This window comes from Niabella sp. (genome assembly GCF_030150205.1).
GTDB lineage: Bacteria > Bacteroidota > Bacteroidia > Chitinophagales > Chitinophagaceae > Niabella.
The window spans coordinates 180,744-205,431 of sequence record NZ_JASLGT010000002.1 but is presented as its reverse complement, the minus strand read 5'-3'; the positions used below and the strand labels follow the sequence as shown (position 1 = coordinate 205,431).

At 46.0% G+C, this 24,688-nt stretch carries 23 protein-coding genes; 10 read left to right on the top strand and 13 right to left on the bottom strand.

Features of this window, described 5'->3' with window-relative positions:
• Positions 1–23: 23 nt before the first annotated feature.
• Together Q1V85_RS01460 and Q1V85_RS01455 are read right to left on the bottom strand one after the other, a co-directional pair.
• Positions 24–467 carry a tail fiber domain-containing protein gene (locus tag Q1V85_RS01460; RefSeq protein WP_300596688.1) on the bottom strand — a complete coding sequence of 148 codons (444 nt, stop codon included), beginning with the start codon at positions 465–467 and terminating at the stop codon, positions 24–26.
• A 68-nt stretch (positions 468–535) separates the two neighbouring features.
• Positions 536–772, bottom strand: coding sequence for a hypothetical protein (locus Q1V85_RS01455; protein WP_300596686.1), 237 nt, complete (start codon positions 770–772; stop codon positions 536–538).
• Positions 773–1,021: 249 nt separating this feature from the next.
• Here Q1V85_RS01455 and Q1V85_RS01450 point away from each other — a divergent pair, with 249 nt between their 5' ends.
• Together Q1V85_RS01450 and Q1V85_RS01445 are read left to right on the top strand one after the other, a co-directional pair.
• Positions 1,022–1,471: a GNAT family N-acetyltransferase gene (locus Q1V85_RS01450; RefSeq protein WP_300596684.1), complete on the top strand. Its 450-nt coding sequence runs from the start codon at positions 1,022–1,024 to the stop codon at positions 1,469–1,471.
• Between the two features lie 107 nt (positions 1,472–1,578).
• On the top strand, positions 1,579–1,992 hold the full coding sequence (locus Q1V85_RS01445) for a DUF5684 domain-containing protein (RefSeq protein WP_300596682.1): 414 nt from the start codon (positions 1,579–1,581) through the stop codon (positions 1,990–1,992).
• A gap of 138 nt (positions 1,993–2,130) precedes the next feature.
• Here the strand turns inward: Q1V85_RS01445 and Q1V85_RS01440 are convergent, their stop codons facing one another.
• A complete protein-coding gene (locus Q1V85_RS01440) occupies positions 2,131–3,204 on the bottom strand; it encodes a porin (protein ID WP_300596680.1) in 1,074 nt (357 codons plus the stop codon).
• Positions 3,205–3,574: 370 nt separating this feature from the next.
• Here Q1V85_RS01440 and efp point away from each other — a divergent pair, with 370 nt between their 5' ends.
• The 8 genes from efp (at position 3,575) to Q1V85_RS01400 (ending at position 13,490) form a co-directional block, all read left to right on the top strand.
• On the top strand, positions 3,575–4,141 hold the full coding sequence (gene efp, locus Q1V85_RS01435) for an elongation factor P (RefSeq protein ID WP_300596678.1): 567 nt from the start codon (positions 3,575–3,577) through the stop codon (positions 4,139–4,141).
• A gap of 192 nt (positions 4,142–4,333) precedes the next feature.
• Entirely contained in the window at positions 4,334–4,807 is a 474-nt protein-coding gene (gene accB / locus Q1V85_RS01430) for an acetyl-CoA carboxylase biotin carboxyl carrier protein (protein ID WP_300596676.1), read from the top strand.
• A 114-nt stretch (positions 4,808–4,921) separates the two neighbouring features.
• On the top strand, positions 4,922–6,262 hold the full coding sequence (accC, locus tag Q1V85_RS01425; RefSeq protein ID WP_300596674.1) for an acetyl-CoA carboxylase biotin carboxylase subunit: 1,341 nt from the start codon (positions 4,922–4,924) through the stop codon (positions 6,260–6,262).
• Between the two features lie 353 nt (positions 6,263–6,615).
• Positions 6,616–7,212, top strand: coding sequence for a c-type cytochrome (locus tag Q1V85_RS01420; protein WP_300596671.1), 597 nt, complete (start codon positions 6,616–6,618; stop codon positions 7,210–7,212).
• Positions 7,213–7,580: 368 nt separating this feature from the next.
• A complete protein-coding gene (locus Q1V85_RS01415; protein ID WP_300596669.1) occupies positions 7,581–10,511 on the top strand; it encodes a two-component regulator propeller domain-containing protein in 2,931 nt (976 codons plus the stop codon).
• Positions 10,512–10,520: 9 nt separating this feature from the next.
• The gene (locus Q1V85_RS01410) at positions 10,521–11,582 is read left to right on the top strand and encodes a sensor histidine kinase (protein ID WP_300596667.1); all 1,062 of its coding nucleotides are present in this window, start codon (positions 10,521–10,523) and stop codon (positions 11,580–11,582) included.
• Positions 11,579–12,616: a histidine kinase gene (locus Q1V85_RS01405; protein ID WP_300596666.1), complete on the top strand. Its 1,038-nt coding sequence runs from the start codon at positions 11,579–11,581 to the stop codon at positions 12,614–12,616. The genes Q1V85_RS01410 and Q1V85_RS01405 overlap by 4 nt, the downstream gene beginning before the upstream one ends.
• A 109-nt stretch (positions 12,617–12,725) precedes the next feature.
• Positions 12,726–13,490, top strand: coding sequence for a LytTR family DNA-binding domain-containing protein (locus tag Q1V85_RS01400; RefSeq protein ID WP_300596665.1), 765 nt, complete (start codon positions 12,726–12,728; stop codon positions 13,488–13,490).
• Positions 13,491–13,497: 7 nt separating this feature from the next.
• Here the strand turns inward: Q1V85_RS01400 and Q1V85_RS01395 are convergent, their stop codons facing one another.
• From Q1V85_RS01395 to Q1V85_RS01350, 10 genes are all read right to left on the bottom strand, one after another.
• Entirely contained in the window at positions 13,498–14,589 is a 1,092-nt protein-coding gene (locus Q1V85_RS01395; RefSeq protein WP_300596664.1) for a lytic transglycosylase domain-containing protein, read from the bottom strand.
• A gap of 79 nt (positions 14,590–14,668) precedes the next feature.
• Positions 14,669–16,288, bottom strand: coding sequence for a cell envelope integrity protein TolA (locus Q1V85_RS01390; protein ID WP_300596663.1), 1,620 nt, complete (start codon positions 16,286–16,288; stop codon positions 14,669–14,671).
• A gap of 62 nt (positions 16,289–16,350) precedes the next feature.
• Positions 16,351–17,688, bottom strand: coding sequence for a type VI secretion system contractile sheath protein TssC (locus tag Q1V85_RS01385; RefSeq protein ID WP_300596662.1), 1,338 nt, complete (start codon positions 17,686–17,688; stop codon positions 16,351–16,353).
• A gap of 21 nt (positions 17,689–17,709) precedes the next feature.
• The gene (tssD, locus tag Q1V85_RS01380) at positions 17,710–18,189 is read right to left on the bottom strand and encodes a type VI secretion system tube protein TssD (protein ID WP_300596661.1); all 480 of its coding nucleotides are present in this window, start codon (positions 18,187–18,189) and stop codon (positions 17,710–17,712) included.
• A 19-nt stretch (positions 18,190–18,208) separates the two neighbouring features.
• A complete protein-coding gene (locus tag Q1V85_RS01375; protein ID WP_300596659.1) occupies positions 18,209–18,658 on the bottom strand; it encodes a hypothetical protein in 450 nt (149 codons plus the stop codon).
• Between the two features lie 43 nt (positions 18,659–18,701).
• A complete protein-coding gene (locus Q1V85_RS01370) occupies positions 18,702–19,355 on the bottom strand; it encodes a hypothetical protein (protein ID WP_300596657.1) in 654 nt (217 codons plus the stop codon).
• A gap of 14 nt (positions 19,356–19,369) precedes the next feature.
• Complete coding sequence (locus Q1V85_RS01365) at positions 19,370–21,349, bottom strand: hypothetical protein (protein WP_300596655.1); 1,980 nt, start codon at positions 21,347–21,349, stop codon at positions 19,370–19,372.
• 16 nt (positions 21,350–21,365) lie between these two features.
• On the bottom strand, positions 21,366–21,992 hold the full coding sequence (locus tag Q1V85_RS01360; RefSeq protein WP_300596653.1) for a PAAR domain-containing protein: 627 nt from the start codon (positions 21,990–21,992) through the stop codon (positions 21,366–21,368).
• Positions 21,993–22,006: 14 nt separating this feature from the next.
• Positions 22,007–22,621, bottom strand: coding sequence for a DUF4123 domain-containing protein (locus tag Q1V85_RS01355; RefSeq protein WP_300596651.1), 615 nt, complete (start codon positions 22,619–22,621; stop codon positions 22,007–22,009).
• Positions 22,622–22,625: 4 nt separating this feature from the next.
• On the bottom strand, positions 22,626–24,539 hold the full coding sequence (locus Q1V85_RS01350; RefSeq protein ID WP_300596650.1) for a phage baseplate assembly protein V: 1,914 nt from the start codon (positions 24,537–24,539) through the stop codon (positions 22,626–22,628).
• Positions 24,540–24,688: the final 149 nt, after the last annotated feature.

Here is a 24,688-nt window from a genome sequence, read left to right as displayed (position 1 = left end):
CCCTTTCCTGTAGTATCTGCCGCTTATTTTCCGGCTGTTTCTTTTTTTAGTTTCATCAGTTCTGCCTTCAGCAGTTCAATCTCTTCCTGTTGTTGTTTAATTGAAGCTACGAGTACGGGTATGAGGCCCGATTCATCGATGGTGCTGACACGTGCATCCCGGTAGGCATTTTTGCCAAACATATAGGACACTTTCTTTTCTTTTACAAGATGAGGGAAAACCGTTTTTACATTTTCTGCCATAAAACCATATTGCGCTCCTTCATCCAGCTTCAGGAATTTATAATCCTTCGCTTTATATTCAAACTGTTTTGGTTCAAGCTGTATAATTTTCTGTAACGGGCTTTCAATTTCGGCCACCCGGGTCTTCAGTTCTTTATCGGTTAAGGTTTGTGCGCCGGCAACAAAGGCCATCGAGGAGCAAACAAAAGCGCTCAGTACTGTTACAACAATTTTGCTGTTCATCATGATCATCCATCATTTAAAGAGTTAAAATAAAATCCGGGACGAGACATCCCTTTAAACATAAACTGCTTTTATGCAGCCGTTCGCGGAGGCGGTGTAGGAACAGGAGTATACGGTGTTTGAACATGAGATTTCCGGAAACCGGCAAACATCTTTGCGGAAAGCCCCCTGAGCTGTAGTAACTGAAAACCACTGTTAGCAATTAACGCTTCTTCCGGCAGCAACTCTTTTATTTCGCAGGTCTTTTTTTCTGTTCCAGCCCCGGCAGCAAGGGAGATATCGTCCTTGCTTCCAGGTTTTTCATACATCAGCAGGATGTGGGATGAAAAAGCCGCGAACGCGATGACCAGGCATAAAAAGCCGGCGACAATATATCGTATTAAACCAGGCATAAGCACCGCAAAGATAACTGAACCGGTTATGGTCCGCAAATGTTCGCACCGGAAATGAATCGTTAAGCTGGTTAAAAGCACTCAATAAAAATTTTATATGTCCCTATTTAAACGGCTTCTCAGACTGACAACGAACCAATACAAAAAACATCCTAATTTGCAGCCATGGAAATAAACATTCGAAGAGCCGTGGCCGCAGACTGTCAGCGAATATTGGAACTGGTGCAGGAACTGGCCGATTATGAAAAAGCGCCGCAGGAGGTTACTGTTACCCTGGAACATTTCAGGGAAAGCGGTTTTGGCCCCAACCCGGTTTGGTGGGCATTTGTGGCGGAAACCGAAGCCGGCATTGTAGCCTTTGCCCTGTATTACATTCGTTTCTCTACCTGGAAGGGACAGGCCATGTACCTGGAAGACATTCTCGTAACGGAAGCCATGCGCGGTCATAAGATCGGCGCCCGGCTGTTTGACCGGTTGTTTGAAGAAGCAAGGGAAAAAGGACTGAAGCGCATCTGCTGGCAGGTGCTTGACTGGAACGAGCCGGCCATTAATTTTTATAAAAAATACAATGCTCAATTTGACGGAGAATGGATCAATTGTGCGATAGATATTTGATCCGATACGGGCAAATTTGTTAATAATAAGTTTGAAAAGAGTGCGGCGGCCGCGGCATTTTTTATACCTTGTGTGTCTAAATCATTTTAAACTTAAAACAACCTACTATGTACGAACAACCATTGCCCACCGGCTTTATTGCTGGTTCTTTTATCATAACGATCATTGTAATTATTGCCTTGTGGAAGTTATTTGAAAAGGCAGGTCAACCCGGATGGGCCGCAATCATTCCTATTTACAATATCTACATATTGCTCAAAATTGTTGGGAAACCCACCTGGTGGCTCCTGCTCCTGTTTATCCCTTTTGTAAATGTTGTATTTGGTATCTGGATCACCAATATGCTGTCCAAAAGCTTTGGTAAAGATGAAGCATTTACGGTTGGGCTTCTTTTGCTTGGTTTTGTATTTTATCCAATCCTCGGATTTGGCAGCGCCACCTATTTAGGTCCCTATGGCGATCCGGAAGCCTTTCGTGCGGCCCGGGATAATAACCGGTTCGACTTTGAAAAAAGTCATTGATAACGGTTTCTCTTTTTAAGGTTCTGATAACGACCTTCCGTTAAAGTGGAAAAGCTCAGGCTTTTCAACAGCGGTAATACCTGCAACAAAAAGCCCCGTTATAAACGAGGCCTTGATAACCAGCAGTCATGGTCCCTATCAGAAAGCATATACGGCAGCAAGCAGGAAGGTGCCGGTGCTTTTTGTGCCCGCTCCGGAATTATTTGTAAAAATGGGATCCTTTGCACTATCGATCCGGAATTCAGGAATGATCATCAATCCGCTGGCCGGTTTTATATTAAAGGACAAAGTGCCCTGTACCACCGATGTGCCCAATAGCGCGCTGCCGTCCGGGTTCGTGATCACTCCTTTTTTATCATCAAAATATTCACCACGCAACGTGATCCCAAATTTCTCAGAAGGATCTATATTCACATACAAGGCAGATCCCCACCAGCTTTGAGAAGCACCGGCATCAGGTTTTACCATTTTTACCGTACCATCGTATCCCAGTGAGAACAGATCATTCACCTTTGCGGTGGCGGTTAGTCCCAGCTGGTTCGAGGCAAGCCCGGCCGTATCTTTTCCACCCACATAATTCAGATACACATTTACCGTCTCAGACGTTTTGCTGACCTGTCCTACAATGAATTTTTTATTCCATGGGGCGGAAAGATAATCGGTAGGATTGGTAACGCCGGCCATAATGCCCAAACCATCGCCCAGTGTAAAATCCGCTTTCAAACCGGTGTGTGAAAAAGGGCCATAAGAAAACATATAACTCATACTATAGTTCCGATTCAACTGCGGATCCAGCAACTCATACCCTACATGTGTACCCCATTTTCCCGCAGATAATTTGATGTGATCGGTGGGTGCATAGGTAATATAAGCCTGCTTAATGGCCTGCGTAACGCCGGTTTCATTATAAGAAAACTCCCGGGCCCGGCTTCCGAAACCCAAATCGACCACAACCCCGGCCTTTCCTTTGGTATAGCTGGCCTTTAAGGACGCCATACCCAGCTCAAATGAATTGTGCGAGTTTGTAAAACTGGTAAAATTGTTCGCCTGCTGAACCGATTTGGCATGATTGAAATTAAACCGGTAGTACGCATCTACGGATCCATTGAGCTGCAGTACACCTTTATCCTCGGTTTCGGGTGCAGTTGCATCCTGCGCCAGCAGCGCTCCTGAAATAAAAATTGTTTTTGTGAGCAAAAGCATTTTTCTCATTCAATAAAATTTTAATTTGTTTAAACTGGTTGTTTGTTTTTTCAACAGCAAGGCTCGTTTTGATGACTTTTCAGGCTTTTCGCAGATAGAATGGGCGTAAGAAGCTTTCAATTTTAAAATATGTAAAAATATTAAAATACAATATATTTCAAACAAAAGAGAAGAAATTAAAATAAAAAACAAAATTAATATAGAATTATTTTCAATAAAAATACAAATCAAACACTAAAATCGATAATATTTTTCATATTTTTTTATTTAAAATATAAATATACGGCAAATAATGATCCGCCTTTGCAGGATATTTTTCCAAATGGCTATTTGCGAACTTATCTGCAACTGTTATCTTTGCCGCCTCAAAAAAAATTACATGGCAAATACAGCAGACATCAGCCGCGGCATGATCTTAAAGCTCGATGGCAACCTTTATTCGGTGGTAGAGTTTGGCGAAAACAAAACTGCACGTGCTGCAGCGAAAGTTTGGGCTAAATTAAAAGGTGTCGATAACACCCGTACAATTGAGAAAACATGGAACTCGGGCGACACAATTTACCCGGTTCGTGTTGAAAAACGGGCTTATCAATACTTATACCAGGATGAAACAGGGTACAACTTTATGGACAACGACACTTTTGAACAGATGAGCGTTGCCGAAAACCTGATCGATGCGCCACAATTTCTGAAAGAAGGCCAGGAAGTTGGAATTGCCATCAATACAGAAACCGAACTTCCCGTTAGCGTGGAACTTCCTGATAAAATCGTAATGCTGGTTACTTATACCGAACCCGGACTAAGAGGTGATACGGCTACCCGTACCCTGAAACCGGCCACTGTTGAAACCGGCGCTACTGTAAACGTTCCTTTATTCGTAAACGAAGGAGAACTCATCCGTGTAAATACAAAAACAGGTGAGTATGTAGAACGTGTAAAAGAGTAATACAAGATAACCCTGAAAAATGGCTTAAATCTTCCGGTTTTAAGCCATTTTTCGTATAAGTTGCGGTATTATTCTTAAAATATCATAGAAATGCTATTGAATTCTTTACCTTAGCTTTCCGGCATTTTTATGTCGGTTTTCCGTTACCGATCACAAAAAAACTGATCCAAACTATTTTAAATCTTGAAGCATATGGACTTTAAACAAATTCAGGAGTTGATCAAAATAATCAACAAATCTAATATTGGCGAACTAAGTATTGAAGAGAAGGATTTCAAGATCACCATCCGCCAAAAGGAGGAACAGGTGACCCAGGTAGTTACAGCTGCACCTGTACAGCTTCAACAGGCACAGGCACCTGCTGCGTTGCCTACACAGGCCGCCCCTGCTCCGGCTGCGGCATCCAAAGCAGCAGAAGTAGCTTCCAATACCATTACCATCAAAAGCCCGATGATCGGTACTTTTTACCGCAGACCGGCACCCGATAAACCCAATTTCGTAGAAGAAGGCGATGTGCTGAGCCCCGGCAAAGTGATTTGTGTAATTGAAGCCATGAAACTCTTCAATGAAATCGAAAGCGAAATAAGCGGTAAAGTTGTAAAAGTACTGGTAGATGATGCATCCCCGGTAGAGTTTGACCAGCCATTGTTCCTGGTAGAACCATAATTTAATTTGATAATTAACCAATTGAAGACTTGAAAATGGAGCACTGTTTTCAAAATGCTTTAATTGGTTTTTTATTTTCAAATTGGCATCTTTTCAAATTATCAAATTAGAAACATGTTTAAAAAAATATTAATTGCAAACAGGGGTGAAATTGCCCTGCGTGTTATCCGGACCTGTAGGGAAATGGGTATTCAGACCGTGGCGGTTTATTCTACCGCAGACAGCGAGAGCCTGCACGTAAAATTTGCAGACGAGGCTGTTTGTATTGGAAGACCTGCCAGTGTGGATTCGTATTTAAATGTGCCCAATATTATGGCCGCAGTGGAAATTACCAATGCAGATGCCGTGCACCCGGGCTATGGGTTCCTTGCTGAAAATGCCAAGTTTTCCAATATTTGTAATGAAAACGGAATCAAATTTATAGGCCCCACTGCTGAAATGATCAACAAGATGGGCGACAAGGTTACCGCAAAAGAAACCATGATCAAAGCGGGCGTTCCTGTGGTTCCCGGCGGTGAAGGATTGCTGCAAAGCCTGAGCCATGCCAAAGGCGTGGCAAAGGAAGTGGGCTACCCGGTTATTTTAAAAGCAACGGCCGGCGGTGGTGGTAAAGGAATGCGCATTGTTTGGGAAGAAGCAGATATGGAGCGCGCTTATGATACCGCCAAAGCCGAAGCAGCCGCAGCCTTTAAAAATGACGGGATCTATATGGAGAAATTTGTAGAAGAACCCCGCCACATTGAGATCCAGGTAGCCGGTGACCAGTACGGCACCGTATGCCATCTGAGCGAGCGCGACTGCTCCATCCAGCGCCGGCACCAGAAGCTTGTAGAAGAATCACCCTCTCCGTTTATGACCGACGAATTGCGTCACGCAATGGGTGAGGCAGCTAAAAAAGCTGCAGGAGCCATTGGCTATGAAAGCGTGGGTACCATCGAGTTCCTGGTAGACAAGCACCGGAACTTTTATTTTATGGAGATGAATACCCGCATACAGGTAGAGCATTGCGTAACAGAAGAAGTGATCAATTTTGACCTGATTAAAGAACAGATCAAAATTGCAATGGGTGAAAAAGTGTCCGGAGCCGATTACCTTCCTCAAATGCATGCCATCGAATGCCGCATCAATGCAGAAGATCCTTATAATGATTTCCGGCCTTCACCGGGAAAAATCACGAACCTGCATGTACCGGGCGGTCATGGCGTACGGGTAGATAGTCATGTATACGCAGGCTACACCATTCCCCCCTACTACGATTCAATGATCGGTAAACTGATCACTGTTGCACGCACACGGGATGAGGCCATTAATACCATGTACCGGGCGTTGAGTGAATATGTGATCGAAGGTATTAAAACCACCATTCCCTTCCACCTGCAGCTGATGCAGAATGAAGACTTCCGTTCCGGAAACTTTAATACCAAGTTTATGGAAAGCTTTGTGATGAAAAAATAAGCGATTCAATCCTATTAAATACAACCCCGGTCCGCCGGGGTTTTTTGTGCGGTTATATTAAAAGTCTTCACATAGATTTTGAATCAAATTAAAATAACAACCTGCTGCTATAAACCAACTTTTGAAATACGACCTCTTTTCCATACACCTTTCTGTAGCCTGACCATACTTCCATAGCAGATGGTAACCGGCTACAACCTGCTTCATAACAGCGCGCGAACGCCTTTCGTCTTCTATCTTTTCAATTTATCTATAAAAAAGCACAGTTCATACGCCCTATGACTGATCATAACATTTATACGAGTATTTTTACGTTCAACCAGAATATTTTTCAACAACCATAAAAAAATAACATGCGTACATTACTCTTACTGGCTGCTTATGCAACAGCTACTTTATGTTTTTCATGCGATCAGGCGGGCAAGGCCAACGCGTCTGCTACTGACAAAACAACAACTACAGACTCTGCTACACTGGTTACGCGCGGTGAATACCTCGTAACCATCGCAGGATGTAACGACTGCCACTCGCCTAAGAGAATGGGACCAAACGGTCCGGAAGTTGTTCCTGAAACCATGTTGTCCGGATATCCTGCCGAACGGCCTGTCAGCAGTTTCGACAGCGCATTGGCTCAAAGAGGTATCGCCCAGTTTAACGAGGATATGACAGCAGCAGCAGGTCCCTGGGGCATCAGTTTTGCATCAAACCTCACCAGCGACGACAGTGGTGCCGGAAGCTGGCCCCTTGAGAACTTTAAAAATGCCCTGAGACATGGCAAATTTAAAGGCATGGATGCTGCCCGTCCCCTGTTGCCTCCAATGCCCTGGTTCAACCTGGCAAAGCTTACGGACGAAGATATACAAGCGATTCATGCATATCTTAAAAGCACGAAGCCTGTTAAAAACGTGGCACCTGCACCGATGCAGTTTAAGGACATGGCAAAGAAATAACCAACAGGAAAAATACTGCAACGGAGCTGATACACTCATCAAATCCGTTGTTTTTAAAACAATCGAAACAGGTTTGGTTTCCTGATACCGATACAAAGAAAAGGTCCCGTCTTGCTCAAAGAAAGAGGCGGGATCTTTTTCTTCAGTAAGTATACAGGAGCGGAACCGCATTTCATGCAGTTACACCCAAAGAAAGGTCCGGATTGCAATATACGCCGTATGAACTGCCGATTTCGCTGCCCCGGTTGTGCACAGCTCTCGCTTTTTTGCGGTAGATTTGTTTTACAATCCGATTTTTTTTGATCAAACGACTGTTGTGTTTCATCTTACTGCTTGGGTGCTTTACAGCAAATGCGCAGCAAAACTATTTGTTTGCGCACCTTGGCCTGCGTGACGGTCTTGCCAGTAATACGGTCAGTAAAGTACAGCAGGATGGAAAAGGCTATATTTGGATGGCCACCCCCAATTGCCTGCAACGTTATGATGGCTATCGTTTCCTGAATTTTTTTACAGATGGCCGCCAGCTTCCGCAGGGCGCGCTGAACGATTTGTATATTGATCGAAAAAACCGCGTTTGGATGATCATTGCCGATTCTGTGTTGGGCTATCTCAATACAACCGATTTTAAATGGCACGCAGTAAAAGTAAACCGGCCGGCACATATCCGCCCCCGGAATGCCAGCCTGTATGTAGACAAGGATGAGCACATCCTGCTTATATACCGGCTACAGGGCTTTATGACTCTGAATGCAGCTGCAACAGAGATGAGCGAACGCTACAACTGGTTTCAATTGCCTGCCGGATGGCTTCCCACCCAGTTTTACCAGGATGCTGACCGCAATTACTGGATCGGTACCGGGAAAGGGCTGGTAAAATACAATCCGCTCCGCCGCCAGCTCTCATATGCCGGCTCAAATACCGATAACGATTCTGCTATTCATGCCTTTAGAAATTTGCAGATGGTAAACTTTTTTTACATCGACGCTGAAAAAAGAAAATGGATCGGGGCCTGGCCTGCCACCGGGCTGATCATACAAAGCATGGATATAACCGGGCGCATACAGCGATGGGATGATGTAATCCTGAAAGCCCTGAAAAGCGAATATTTTACCGCATCCGGTATTATTGAAACGGATGGCGCCACATGGATGGCCGGCGATAATCTTTTTGCCAAGCTGAACCCTTCGCAGCACAAAGTGGACCTGATCGAAAAAAACGGGCCGGGAGCCTATAGTTTACGCTATGATATTGTGCATCACCTGTTGCAGGACCGGGAAAAAAACATCTGGCTGGCTACCAATAAAGGACTGTATCATTTTAATCCACCGCAACATGTGTTCAACTTTATTAATAACCGCATAGCCGGCAACGATGCACCTTTCAAACAGGATGTAACCGATATCCTGGAAACCCGTACCGGTGAAATCCTGGTGAGCACCTGGGGGCATGGAATTTTCTCTTACAACCAGCAGTTTCAGCCGCTGGCAACCGGCTTCTTTCCCAACAATGCCGGTTTAAAAGAAGGAATGGTTTGGTGCATGGAGGAAACCCGCAACGGAGATATTGTATGGGGCATTCAAAACGGAGGCGTAGGTTTCTATAATGCCTCAGGGAAAAAAATCACCCGCATCTATCCCCCGGTCTTTCAGCACACAACGGTACGGCAGGTGGCTGAAGATAAAAACGGCAACCTTTGGTTTGGAACCCAGGGCGGACATATCGTAAAATACCATCCCGGAGCACAAACCTGGAAGCTCGTCGAAAAAACAAATTCGCCTGTTTGCCGACTGCTCATCAGCCAGCAAAATGAAGTGTGGGCCGGAACCATCTGGGACGGGTTATACCGGATCGACGCCGCAAAAGAACAAAGAACCGGCCATTATACACCCAATCTGCCGGAAGGAAAAAGAATCATGGGCGTGGCTGTGCCGGATATAGCGGAGGCCAACGACAGTACCCTGGTGTTCAGTTCTGACGGGCTCAATATATTCAATACAAAAACCGGAACCTTCCATTATCAACAGAAAAAAGCGGCACTGGCAAACCTCGCTATTGACCGGAACGGGGTAATATGGACCAGCAGCCCTACGGGCATTACAGCCCAGTGGGTAGATAAAAAAGCCGGTGAATATGCCTTTGATGAACGCAACGGGCTGGATGACCTCAGCTATAACTATGCAGCGGAAGCCCACCTCAGGGACGGCCGGATCGTTTTTGGCACCAACCATGGTCTTGTAATCTTTAACCCGGCCAGCATTATAGGTCATAATAAAGGCCATGCAGCACCGCAGGTACAGCTCGCTGAATTTTATATCAATGATGTACCGGTTCCTGTAGATTCGATACGCGCACTAAAAACGCTCCGGCTCGGGCCGGGAAGGGTCGCGCTCAAAGCAAGGTTCACCACCAATACCTTTCATACCATTTACCCGGTTTATTTTCAGTTTGAGGGTATGGACAAAAACTGGAAGCCGGCTACCGCCACCGGGGAGGTCCTGCTAAACTACCTGCCCTCCGGCAAATACCGGTTGAGCACCGCATTGCTGAATGAAGGCCACGCGCTTGCCGGTATCTTTACCATTCCTATTGAAATAGCAGCGCCCTTTTATAAAACGCTCTGGTTTTATATATTGCTGGCCCTCCTCACGTTATTTTTATTTTATATGTTCGACCAGTACCGGATGAAACGCCGGGAAGAGATGGAAAAGCTGCGCACCAATATCGGCAGCAGGCTTCACAATGATGTAAGTAGCACACTGGAGAACATCAATATCCTAAGTGAAATGGCTGTGTTAAAGCACCGGTCAGATCCTAAAAAATCACAGGAATTCCTGGAGCAGATCCGTTTCCGGAGTTCGGAAATGATTGCTGCCATGCAGGACATGCTTTGGGCTATTGCACCCGAAAATGACAACACAGAACAATTGCTGAGGCGCCTCCATAAGTATGTTGGCATCCTGAACAACCGGTACCGTACTCATATTGACCTGGCCCACGACCCGAAGGTGCACCTGCTAAAAATGAATGTACAGCTGCGGTACGAAATTCTTCTATTATTCAAACGCAGTATAAAGGCCCTGCTGAACGCAGGGGTCGAAAACATTTGTATCCATTTCGGCTGTGATAAAAACCGGCTGCTGTATACCCTTCAATTCTCGCATCAGCACTGCGACAAAGAGCAGCTGCAACATTTCTTTACCAACCGCGAGTTTGTCAGCAGGGTAAAAAACATCAATGGCTGGATCTATTCCTCCGTACATACCAACCAGGCCGAAATTGAGTGCCGGATCCAACTATAGTTATCCGTTATGAACCTGTATTTTTCTACATATACCCGGAAGCGTTTTAAAACCATTGCGCTGATCTGTATTTCCATTACACTGGTCGTAAATACCATCTACTTCGACTGGTCGTATTACACCAGTCTGCCTTTTTTTGGAGCGGCCACCTGCATTACATTCATGGAGCTCTTGCTCGTTTCCCTTATCTGCATCTTTGTTTCCATGCGGCTCCGGACGCGTTTTCCAAAAGAAGAACAGGTTATTAAAAAGCTAAGCCTCCTCATTGTTACTTTTATTCTTGTCAGCATGTTTTTCAAATACCTGCTTTTCAAAACCTATGCTGCCATTCCCTTTTTTGAAACAGAATTCAACGAAAACCGGCTTGCCTGGATCTATCTTTCCGTATCCATCATTACCATTTTTCTTACCTTCCTGATGGAAAGCATCCACCGCTTTCAGGCGTGGAAAACAGCCTTGCAGGAAACGGAACAATTAAATACCACCTATAAACAAAGTCAGCTGAATGCATTAAAAAACCAGGTCAATCCGCATTTTCTTTTCAATTGTCTGAACTCACTCAGCAGCCTGATTGAAGAGAATGAAGAAAAAGCAGAAGACTTCCTGGATGAGCTCACGAAGGTGTACCGCTATCTGCTGCGCAACGATCATGAGCAGCTGGTAACAGTGTACACGGAGCTTGGATTCTTAAATGCCTATATTCATTTGCTGCGCGAGCGTTTTGGAGAGGGTTTGCAGGTAACCCTTTCGATAGATGAACAGGACCAGGAAAGGCTATTACCCCCCCTCCTGCTACAAGCACTTATAGAAAATGCCTGTACACAAAACATCATCAGCAAACAACAACCACTGATCATCCATATTGCTTCTGCCGGCTATCATGTACTGCGTGCCACTTATAACCTGCAACCCAAAACATTCTCAAAAGATGCAGATCATGACAGTTCGCTAGACATCATGACGAAAAAATACAAACTGCTGGGCCTGGAACTGATCATTACCAAAAACCGGAAAGAACAGCAACTGATCCTGATTCCGCTGATATCCGGTAAAAAAGAGGAGGAACAATGAAACAACTTAAGTGGCCAAAACTGCGGCTATATTCATTCCTGTTTTCAATGCCTTTTATTACGGCAATGCTACACCTGATTATGTTTGGAGACCGTATCTGGAAAGAGCCGCTCATCTGGTTGCTTTCCTCGCCCCTGATCTTTGGATTTGGCATGATATCGATGGATGCGCATACCCGGTATGATACCTGGATCGAAAAGAAGTATCCTGAGCTCAGTCAGACCCGGCAACGTATCATGGGGAAAGTACTTGTAACGTTTTTTGTAATGACCCCTTCCGTATATATCATCTTCCTTATTTACCACGGTTTTCATATTTTCAGCTATCGCCTCCAGACACAACACCTCTGGCAGGGTGCCCTGGTAGGGCTTTGCGTAAACCTGGTGTTTGAGCCTCTTTATGAAACAGATTATATTTTCAAAAAATATAAAGAAAGCGCCACAGGCAGGGAAATGCTGCATCAGCTTTCGCTGCAACAGGAGTTCAGTGCCCTTAAAGACCAGGTGAACCCGCATTTTCTTTTCAACTGCTTCAACACCCTGTCGTCGCTGATCAGTGTTGAAAAAGAACGGGCCATCCGGTTCCTGGATGAATTGAGCAAGGTGTACCGCTATCTTTTAAAAAACAACCGGGAAACGCTTAGCACACTCACGGATGAACTTCAGTTTATCCGGTCTTATTTCAAATTGCTGCAAACCCGATATGAAAATGCCATTGAGTTGCATATCAGCATCGACAAGCAGTACTATACCTACTTCATTCCCTCCCTTACCCTTCAGCTAACTGTAGAGAATGCGGTAAAACACAACACCATTTCCAAAAACAGTCCGTTGATCATCGAAATATTTACCGCCGGTGAAAACAAGCTGGTTGTAAACAATAACCTGCAACGGAAGACCACCCTGGTTCCCACAAACGGCATCGGGCTTCAAAATATCCGGGCCAAATACCAACTGCTTCAGCAACCGGGTTTCCAGGTGATGGAAGGACATAAGAATTTCACCGTTGTATTGCCGCTTCTCTGGAAAGTATAAGCTAAAACTTCCGGCATAATGGCAATTCATACGCGTATAAAACAGTTAATACATATAAAAACACCATTCCCGGGGCATTTATTTAATTTTATCCGTCAAATGTTTTTTTATGAGAGTCCTGATCATCGAAGACGAAGAATTGGCGGTTAAAAAGCTGGAGAAGACCCTGCTGACAGTGGACCCTTCTATTGAAGTAATGGGCGTAGCGGACAGTATTAAAAATGCCGTAGACTGGCTGGATAGCAACCCGGACCCGGACCTGATCCTGATGGATATTGAGCTCAGCGACGGCCAGAGCTTTGAGATCTTCAACCTTACAGAAATCAAGGTACCGGTGATCTTTACTACCTCATACGATGAATTTGCGCTCAAGGCATTTAAGGTAAACAGTGTTGACTACCTGCTAAAACCGGTTCAAAAAGACGAGCTCCGGAAGGCGTTGGAAAAGTTCCGGCAAAACTTTTCAAAACGGGACGAGCCAATGGGCTTTGAGCACCTGGTAAAGGAACTGCAGCAAAAATTACAGCTTAAAGAGTACCGCAAACGTTTCCTTGTAAAAAGCGGCAGCCGCCTGGTAAGCGTGGATATTGATGAAATTGCTTATTTCTACAGCGACGGCCGGTTGATCTTTTTTAAAACAAAAGACCAGCGGAAGTTTATTGTAGACTATACCATGGAAGACCTCGAAAACATGCTCAACCCCGCCGAATATTTCCGGATCAGCCGTTCTTTCTTTGTATCCATCGGGTGTATTGAAAAGATCGACGACTATTTCGGGAACCGGCTTATTTTACAGCTAAAACCCGCTGTGGAAAAAGAAGCCCTGGTAAGCCGGGAACGCGTCACAGATTTTAAGATCTGGATGGGTAAATAAAGATGCACTATTTTTCATAGACCAGGTTCTTTAACAATACATCAATCCGTTTGCTGGAAAGCAGGTCCGTTAGCAATATGCCCTTTTCCTTATTGGTATCCAGCAGGGTCACATCATGGTCATAGCCCAGTTTAAAGTAAACGCGGTCGTCGATGATCCAGCCCTGTACCCCAAATTTGTACCCCTTATAGGAAAGACCTTTACGAGCCGTTTGCAGGTCTTCATCAAGCACTACGTCTACGATATCGCCGTCCTGAAAATTCCGGATCCGGCCCAGTACGTGCGCCATTACATATTCCTCTTTTACCACCGCTTCCTTCTTGTTGGCATTTTTTGCCACTTCTTTTTCAATATCCTGCAATACATCCGGATCATTCACCACCTTCAGATCCCTGGGCGCCGGCATATTTTTGGGCCCCGACTTCGGATTGAAAATATTATACCCGAATTTGGAGTTATAGAGTTCGGGATATTCAAACAGCTCCTTTACCGCAATGATCTTATACACATACAGAGCCGTTTCGGGGTTTAGCTTCATCGTAAAATAATTATACCCCTGTGCTTTTACAGCCTTTACAATATTACCAATTCCAAAGTTATAGGCAGCAATCGTCAGCGGCCAATTGGTACTGCCCACATAACGGATCAGCATGTTGTAATTATCTTTGATAAGCGTGCAGGCCAGGCGGGTGGCCTTATCGAAGTTCTCCCGCTCATCCCTGGTTTCATCAATCACCAGCCCATAGCTACGTGCAGTGGCCGGCATGATCTGCCAGATGCCTTTTGCACCTACTGCAGATTCCTCTTCTGTAAGAAACCCGCTTTCTACGATCGGCAGGTATTTCAGATCCCGGTGCAACCCATATGCCGCCAGGTAACGTTCTACCAGCGGAAAGTAAGCAAAGGCCCTGCGACGGAGCGCCGGAAAATTGACCACATTTACCTGTTTGCGGATGGTATTGATCAGCTTGTCCTGTATAAACTGCTGATCCATGGGCACGGGCTCTCCGCAAAAGGAAACAACATGTTGTGCATTTCCCCTGGTTGACAGAAAGGCCAGGAAGGTGCCGATAAGCCAATATTTTTTATATACATTCAACGGCTTGGTTTTTTATACAAGGGCTATTCATGATCCGTGGCGGTGATAACGGCTATGCGTTCCCTGGTTATGCCTGAATTTATTTTTTACGTTTTCTTGCCCGGGAATCACTATTCATTTCGGGTGCGGCGGGTTTCCCAGAGGCAGGTATCCCCACTTTTACCTGGACTTTCTCCAGTTCCCGGTTATAATCTGCTCCCGGGATCACGATACTGGCCGTTCCTTTTTCTTTTCTCCGTTCATCTACAAACAACACCAGGCTCTCGTTGTTGACCACGTTGGGAGAACGTGTTACAAATACCACATGCTGCGTGGTTTTGGGCCGCACCAGTGGAAAAAAGCCGATATAGGTAAGATAACTTCCTTTTACCATCATCTTTGCCTGCTCTGCCCCATCATACCAATACATGTACGTCCGGCCCATCAGAAAATCCTCATCCGTATTGTTTTCAATTTTCAGTTTATAATAGGTATGTACATCTTTAAATACAATATTCTCCAGGGAGATCATCACGCCTTTGTTGATGGGTTTATCCGCAGCGATACTGAGCTTTTCCGGGATATCGGTATGAATCAAAGAGTCGGAGATCCGGAAGTTCCGCAGCGTATCCTGCACTACATAAAAATCTGAATTTACCGTGGGTACCTGGTTCCTTGGAAAATTATAAAGATCAATTCCCTTCTTTCCATAGCGTTGCCAGATACCGGCTTCCGAATAGGCTTTTTCTGCTTCTTTCTTTTTATTTTCAGCTTCAAGCCTTGCCAACCGTTCCTGGGCTTCCTTCCGTGCTGCTTCTTTACGAGCCAGCTCATCGGCCGCTTTTTTCCGTTGTTCTTCTTCCAGCTTTTTCTTCTGTGCCCATTGCTCCTGTTGCCGTTGCTCCTTTTCCGCTGCTTCTTTTTGCGCACGGGCCAGGGCTGCTGCATCCTGCTTTTCTTTTAGTTCTTTTTGCTTTTTTTCATCCTGTTCCTTTTGCAATGCCAGCTGCGCGGCTTCTTTACGAGACTGTTCATCTGCTGCCTTCCGGGCTGCTGCTTCTTTTTCTGCAGCCAGTTGCAGTTGCTGTTCTTTTTCCTTAGCCTCCTTACGCGCAAACTCCAGTGCCGCTTCCTTTTGCTTGCGCTCAGCTGCAGTTTCTTCCATCGCCCGCGCCGGAGCCTTTGTTACAGCGGGCTCTTCCGCCTTCTTTTGTGCTGCCAGTGCTTCCTCCCTGCGGGCTGCGGCTTCCTTTTTTTGCCGTTCCTTTTCCTTCACTAATTCATCGCCGCCCGTTGTTTCAGCAGGATCTTTCTGATTCTTAACAAAGGTTTTTAGCTCCTTTAAACTGGAATGATCGTACCAGAGCGGAGGCCGGCTGTCGTCGTTGATATCATATGTCGAATCGAAAAGTACCCGGAACATATGACTTCTCCCACCTTCATTTACCAGCAGCCCGGTAACCGGCCCGCTCACTTTCTCTTTATTGAACTGGATAGAGATAGAGCGGTCTTCCCTTCGCTTAGGTATATAGTAGTCATATGCCGCTTCATCAGAGAAATTAATGTTCACTACTTTATCGGGGAAATTAATGATCGTGATGCTTTCCCTTCCCACAATGATCTTTTCACCGTTGATGTTCTGAGAACTGGCTTGTGCATGATAAAATGCACCGCACAGTACGATCAATAAACATTTCTTTAAATAACCGGAACTATACATATTGATATTTAATTTTGAATTCGATATTAAATTACCGGCCTTCGGCCTTCAGTTTCGAACCGCTACGAGTCGTCATAGTCTGTCGCCCAGATCTTGCCGTCGTCATTCTTTTGTCCTTCCATTTTAATCAGAAAGTTTTTTGCCGGGAAATAGGGTTTCATATAAATATCCAGGTGGATATTATCCTTTTTTACAGCATCCTGCTCAAACCGGCGGATCGTAAAATTTTCAACCAGTTTCCGCGGCCCTGAAATACCATCCAGGAACAGTACCATCTGTGTCATCAGTTCTCTTCTTGTATTGGCATTAAAGTTTTCAAACGCCCGCCGGTTCAAAAAATCGATCAGCACCTTGGTTACATAATCAAATACACGGACTACGGAATATGTTTGCAGCCCCATATTATCTCCGTTAAACAAAGTCTTTGCGGAAAATGCCACCACATGTCCCTGTTCCTTTACAATGGGAATCAGGCTCATTTTTTCCAGGTGGGCGATCTCGCTTTTCTTCAATTCAAATGCCACGCCGTTTATGCCCCGCAGCACTCCAAATTTTATTCCCGCAGCCACCTGGCTCATTAATGTAGCATAAAGCTTTCCGGCCAGTGCAGTGGAAGGTGGCATAAACAGGTCTTCTTCTTCACCGGCATCCGTATAGGCACCTCTTGCTACCAGCCAGTTACAGGTCATCATCACACTGGATAAAAATTTTTCACCTCCCGCATGCTGCACCCGGTCAAATAATTCCATCACATCATCCGGTGCATCCAGGTGTTCAAAATCAGTAACCAGCATCACCTTATGTTCATGCGCCAATTTTGCCCATACTTCTACTACGCCCCTGCTGCCCAGGTACCCCGGAATGACCAGCAGGCTATAGTGATCCCGGAGATCCAGGCGGTCATAATTCTTTTTAAATTCTTCCCGTACAAAATCGATAAAGGCAGGAGCATCCGTGTTTTTCAGCTGTTCTAAACCCGCATTTAAAAACGTTACATTGGGTACCTGGTCTTTTTCAGTATTGGCGAAAAATGCATGAATGGAGCGGTACATGCATTCCAGGTTTTTGCTATGCTGCAACACCATGTTTAGATTTTGCTGATAGCGGCTTTGCAATTCTTCCGCTGCGGCTTCGCAATGACCGGCCAGCTCCCCGGCATCCATATCTGTGTTCAGCAATGCATCCCAGATACGAAGACGGGCCAGTAAGCCGGCGCGTTCCTCCCGGAAACCGGCTTCGTTCAGAAACAGATCCTTCTGCGCCTTCCGGCCTGGATCCAGGTATTGCATCGCTTCTATAAAAGCTAGAAGCACCGCATCGTTATCTTCCCGGATGGACTGCACCGCATCCGTTTCCGGCATCAAAAACGATTCTTCCATATCATTTATACGCGTTGTCATTTGCAACCAGGTGCTACCTTATTAATCGGGGATAAAAGAGCTAACACCCCCGCCGGAGGCATTATTATTCGTGCTTTCCGACGCTCCGGATTTGCCTCCGGAACCGGCACCACCCCAGAACTTAGACTTATCAAATACCTCACCATCGATTTCCATTTTACTACAGGAGATCAATAGCCCGATGGTCATTGGATTTTCGCCTGACCCGGTAAAGGTTTCTGAATAATTCATGCAATACCCATTCGAAAACCGAACCCTTCGCATCGCTGCTTTTGTATCCCGCTTCATAAAGATGATTTCTCCCTCCTGCGTCATGGTAGGCGATAATATCCATTTAACAAATAAGGTATCCAGGGAAGATTCAATGGTAAGACTGATCATTCCACCATCTGTTCCTACTCTTGGTTTGCCGTACTGATCGGTTGATTTTCTAAAATCATACGCAGCACTCAACACATTATAGGTCTTGCCCGAAATTTTTAATATCGCTGAAAATGACATACAAATTTTTTTAATTCATTTATAAATGTTGTTCCAGTAATGCCATCATTTTTTTTATACCCGCATGCACTTCCAATCGCTTTTCCCGCGATGTCAGGCTCTGTCTTAAAGAAGTATCCACCCTTAATAACCGGGCGATCTTCAGATATTCCGCAGCCAGGAACTTCCCCTGTTTTAGTACGTCGCTTTGGCTGCCGATCTGTTCGGGCTCAAAATCTTCCAGCCTGCGAAAACGCAGCGTTTCCGGTGCATTACCACCGGTTGCCGCTTCCAGTGTCAGCGTTATCTCCGGCTGATAATGCGCAAACACCATTTCCAGGTTCTGCAAGCCATATACGGCAATGGGCTTTAAAGGTGCATGCGCGGTAAATAATCCGGCAATCAGCGTCCGGTTCGGTGCAATCTCAGCCACCGTTTCTGTGGGTTGCCGCTTGTTGTTAAAATGTTCTGTATCCATTTCCGCTGTCATGATCCATTATCTGTTTTACGTTATGCATAGTTCTTGTTACACACTATACCCATCCCGGCAAATACACAGTGGGCATCGAAAGTATGGTAGTGCCGGTTGTTATATAATCTGCTGCCCCCGAAGCCTTCAGCCGCTCCATTGCCTGATGAATACACTGGGTAGGACGTTCTTCATACGGGTGCCAGGTATACGGATCCCGGATCGAAACCTGTACCCGCATCAAAAAAACCGTTCCCCTCCGCAAGGCGCGTAGCAGATAGGCCCGTTCATCCGTTTCCCGGTTGTCATATGGATTATAATCCCCATCCAAACGCCAGTGCACTTCATCGATGTTGCCGTTGGCATTCAACCAGTCTTCCGAATCATAGTCTTCCTGGCTGATCGGAGGCGGATGTCCATCATCTACCCCTCGCCCGATAATACTTCCCGAATCGTCATGCGGGCGGGCGCGCAGCTGCCGTCCGATAGCATCAAAAATCTTCGACCGGATCCGTGGATTCGCATTGAACAAATCGCTCAACTGCGGTTCAGAATATTCACTGCCGCCGCCATGCCGGTAGTGCCGCAAATGCGCCCGGGCATTGGGTTGCGGCGAGATCCAGGTCCAGTAATTCATAATTGAATTATAAACCTGCTCATCCGTTGCCCCGGTACAAATTGCCCGCGCTTTTAAATAGTCTCCTAATCCGTCGAACATGATTACATGTTTTTTCAGGACGCCTCCTTCCTCATGGCCGGAATCGCATCCTGCGCTGCTCCCGGACTGCCCTGCGTATATTCATTTTTCTCCAGGTTGAAGAAATGTGAAGCCCCTGAATTCACCATGTAATCCAGGTAACCGGTTTCTTTGTCGATCACCTGCAATACCGGTCCATACGCTTTTTTCAACATCTGGTTGTGACTGTTATAAATAAAATACAAACTGTTTGCGTCCTTATGCACCGGGTAGTTATTCCGGTTTAAAAATCCCTTTACTCGTTCCAGTTCCGCATCAAAATTCTTTATGGAGGTTTTTAGACCCGGCTCTTCCGGGGTACCTTCATCAAAATCACCCAGAACCGTTCCCGTTAACTGCCTTAACGGAGCAAATGCAGCATCACCTGTCAGCTTTGAGAGAAAGCCGTTTACACCTCCAAGCGGCAGGTATTGCAATATTTCGGCATAAAACTTTTTCTTGGAGGGCATCATGGGCAACAACAGGGCTGTAACTGCTGTTGCAACGCGGGCTTTATCTTCCCCGGACAGATTCGCCTTACTCAGATCCAGATCCTGCTTTTCGGTTACCCCTGCAATGCAGGCCCTGCAGGTATTGATCATGGTTACAGACTGATCATATGTTATGGCAGCCATAGATTGAGGATCCGGCGCCTGCCCTTCTTTCTTTGACTCTTCCGCCGCTTTCTGTGCCGCTGCCGCCATCTGTGCCACTTTTTCCAGGTAAGCATCCACGCCCAGGAACGTTACCGTATCATTTTGCGGTGCCCGGATCTTTTTTACTTCAGCCTGCTTCATCAACTGGTCAAAAGTGGCATTGGATGTTTCGGATCCTACCGAAAACAACCGCAGCATCTCGGTAAGCTTATCTACCAGGGGACAGAGAAAATTCAATATCTTTTCCTTTTTGATGCGGCTGGTATCCAGACTGGTACCCTGGGCTGCACGCTTAATTTCATCAATGAATTTTTCCAGCCGGTTTACCGATTGCCCGGGTATCGCATCAAGGCCTTTTAACAGCTGATCAAACTTCGGAAGATCCCCGGGCTTTACCAGGTCCGGAGCAACATTTACAAGGCTTTTGACAGCGCCGACACATTCCTCAACCAATCCACGTACTTCATCCTTTGTTTGTTTTAACTTATTTAAATGCCCCTCGTTATCCTTGCCTGTTCCAAATCCGTCGATGCTCAGCAGGTTGGCTAAAGCCGCTACCAGGTGCATTTTGATCTTGCCGGTAAACACAGACACCGGGTTGGCATTGCATCCGGCAATCAGCTTCCGCAATGTGTCGTTGGGTTCAAAATATTCGATCACCTGGGCGGTCAGATCAAAACGATTGCCAAAAGCATATTTCCGTCCCTTTCCTTTGAAGGCAGCCGCCTCTTCAAAAGTATGCTGGTAACGGTATAAGGGTGTAGCTACATAAACCACAGACTGTATCCACCATTTATTTTTAAACCCTTCATCCTGGCTTAGCTCCCGGATGCATTCATTGGCCACATTACCACCTTGTCCCAGCCCTATAAAATGAAAACAGGAACTGTAACCTTTCCAGGAAGCTGTTTTTGCTTTTACCTGTGCGCACAATTTCTGTCCTTCCTTTTTCCGGCCATCTGCATCAGCAGCATCAAATTCAAAAACCAGCACTTCATTATCAATATGCAATTTATCAGAAAGTGCCGTTTTCATTTTCTTTATATAAGCATCCCAGTCATTATAATTCTTATAGTAATTGTATTCCTTGTCGCTTTTTTTTTCCGGTTCTGTTTCCTCCTTAAAGAACAGGCTGAGGCCGGGTATAGCCGCCGCAGCCGACTCTGCTTTATCAACCGCACCCTGTACGGAATCCGAAATACCACCCAGCATCGCATCGGCCCCTGCAACACCTGCAGGCTGGTAACGTACGAGGACCAACATCTGCCGGATGTCGTTCAATTCAAAATCCTGTTTAGTATCGGCTCCTTTTCCCGACATATATCCGTTTATTTTTCTATTTCAGAAATGACACCGTACAATCAGCGGTGGTGTATCCGTTCAGGGGTTCCGTGGCACCTCCGGCGTTCGTTTTCCCTTCATGCATCTTGCCATCATTGGTCCGGATCTCATATCGTTTTCCGGCAACGGATTTTTGCGCTTCGTCCTTCAGCGTAAAGCTGGCTGTAAAATCTTCACGGGTTGTTTTTTCCGCAACCACATCGCCTTTTTTTGCCGCTTCTTTCAATACCCGGGCATTGGCCATATCTTTAGCCTGAGCTGCTCCGATCTTTCCGCTTTCAATTAAACCTCCCCCGATGCCGGTACCTCCCCCGGCACCGCCACCAGCAGCATCCCCGATCAACACCGTAAAACATCCCAGCATGATACTACCTCCGTGAGCGGTTGTATCGCCCATTCTTGCCGCCGGTCTTCCACCAATCAATACACCAGCGCTGCCCAGCACAATTACGTCAGGAGGGCCCGTGCACACGCACATATCGCCCATTGTTGCAGCGGGCATTCCGCCAATCAATACATTCGGTACCCCCGCCGGCAATACGGGTCCGCCCACATGGGGCACCAGCCCGTTAATCATTGGGCATACATGCATATCTCCGATCCTTGCTGCAGGCTTTCCCATTTATTGTTGCTTTTTTACTCAATAAAAAATCTTCTGCGTTTAGGAGGTGCTTCCGTAACGGAGGGCGGCTCCTCCCTAAACACTTCGGCCTTCTCCGGCTTTTCAACCGGTAGTTCCTGCACTTCCGTTTCCTGTACCATACGATCCGGAAGTATCGCTGCTCTCTGTACCGTTGCCCTGGTGAGCTGATACCGGTCGTCCGGTTGCCATTGATCCAACAATGCATTGTCTGCACCCTCCGTATAAAAACAATCGAAAAACTCAAAAAACTTTATGCGTTCTTTTTCGCTCCATCCGGGTAACTGTTGCAACAATACCCGGGGATCCCATACCCGGAAATAAACGGGCCCGGTGTCCGTATGCCGGTATACAAACTGCTGCAGGAATGGCACAACCGCCTCCATGGGTTCATCCGTTTCCAGCAGCATACAATGATCCAGCCGGATCAGCGCATTGTTGCTTCTCAGATCATAGAAATTGGAATCCACTTCAAAAAGATACGGCGCCGCATCCCAGATCTGTTCATCATCTGTGCCCTGAAAAAGTGAGCAGTAACGCGGATACTGCTGCAGAAGCCGCATCAGTGTGTACTCCTCATTCAGGGCCGTATCGTAGCATAAGAATTGCACAGTATCAGTTTATTTTAACCAGGGCACCGGTCAGTGAAGCAATGCCATCCCCCTTCAGATCCAGCATGGCACCCGCTAATTTTGCCTGGGCCGAACCGTTAAGATCCAGGGACGCATCGGCATCCACTTTTATATCCATGGCCGACAGTTCAGCAGACTTTTTGCTTTTTTGTGAAAGCTTGTCATCCGCTTTTATATTGATATTGACCGCATTCAAATTGATCTCATTTGCATCCAGGTTGAGGGTCTTCTTTGCCTTGATATTGATCGTCCCTTCCGATGTAATATCCATAACGGTACCATCCTGCTGCATATCGATTTTAAGGATCACCGTGCCGCCGCTTTTTACACCAATTGTAGCACGCCCCTTATCTCCATCAAGGAACACCACCGAAAAATTATCATCGTCATTACCACTGGAAACTTTTATAAATTTTTGCTCCTTATTCTTCAGCATATAAAGCCGGTTACCAATATCGTTGTCAAAATCATCCGCCAACATCATCTCTCCTTTCTCATCATCCATTTCCAGCCGCCGTCCTGTTTTGGTTCCGATCCGCTTTATATGATTTCCCTTTTCAGGTATTTTAGGCTTATGCTTTTCTGTATACAGCGCGCCGATCACGTAAGGCCGTTCCGCATTATTGTCTGTAAAATGCACCATCACTTCATCATCAACTTCCGGAAGGAACCGGAATCCCTTGCTATCGCCTGCGTGTGGTACTACAAGCGGGATCCACGGACTTTTTTCATCATCACTCATCCAGGGAAACTTCACTTTCACCCGGGCCATACCGGCGTCGTCTTCATTATCGGTAACAATACCTACCTGGGAAACGGCCCGGGGAAAGACAGTAGCGTTGGCATAAGGCGGGATCTCCGATTCAAGAGGCACGGCGGTAAAATGATTACTGTAGTGATCCGCACGCATCGCGCTGTGGTGGATCTGCGTAATGATAAACCGCTTTCCGCCCGAATCGTCCTGGTCTTTTATTTGAATGATGCGGCCGATTGCCAGCTGGTTGTTACGGGTACTGCCGGTTATTGCAGCTGAAGCGGTATAGCGGGACTGCTGGTCAATACGGAAAATATAGTCCATCATTTCCTGGTCGAACCCTGATGCCACAAAATCATCGCCCCGGGTTTCCAGCGCTTTTTCCCCTGCGTCCCGGGCCGCTTTGATCATGGCATTATCCGGTACGGTTTCTTCCTTCGATGAACGAAGTGCGGTTCCTTTAAAGCTATCGGTACCCACCACTGCCCGTGGGTTGCGGAGTACATGCGCATGAATATTCAGATTGAACACATCGTTTGGCGCAAATAGCGCTATAGACTGACCTTCGGGCTTTTTCCCCAATACAAAGTGCTCCCCATCATAATACGCCCATTCTCCAAAACGCATGGCCAGCGAAGTGGTGAAATCAAATAAGGTCTGATTATATTGAACGGTGTAATGTAAGGGCCGGGTATACTGGGGGTTCTTTTTCACAAGGGATTTCAGCTCCGAATCCTTATACGCCCTGTCGAGCACATCCGAAAGCGTTTGCTTGTAAAAAGAATGAAACTCCGGTATCTTGCTGATCTTACAAAAAAGGCCGGAACCGCTGATCTGAAATTCGTAATAGTGCTCATCGATCAGCGATGAATTCACTGCTTCAACAACCCCTTTAAACCGGTGCCGCGAGGCATCACTGCTGTCCTTGAACTCAATCTGCAGTTCCTTTCCCAGAACCGATTTTTTAAAGTTGATGATCGCATCCAGGGTGGCATGGTCATCATCAGCCCGCATGGAAAAAGAAAAATGGTTTACGTTTATAAGCGCTTCATCCAGCAGAAGATTTGAAAACAAAACAGGTTGACTGTTCTTATATTCCTGGATGACAATTTCCGTTTTACTTAAAATGGCGTCGTTCGACATGTGTTGTGATTTAAGCCGGCGTTTAAACAGATGAAATGAACCTTCCACTGTATATAAAGTACGTCACCGGATCGGATACCCGATGCATACCTGTTGTCCTTTTCCAGATTACACAGCGCGCTATTGCCTAGTTTACAGAATAGGTTTTA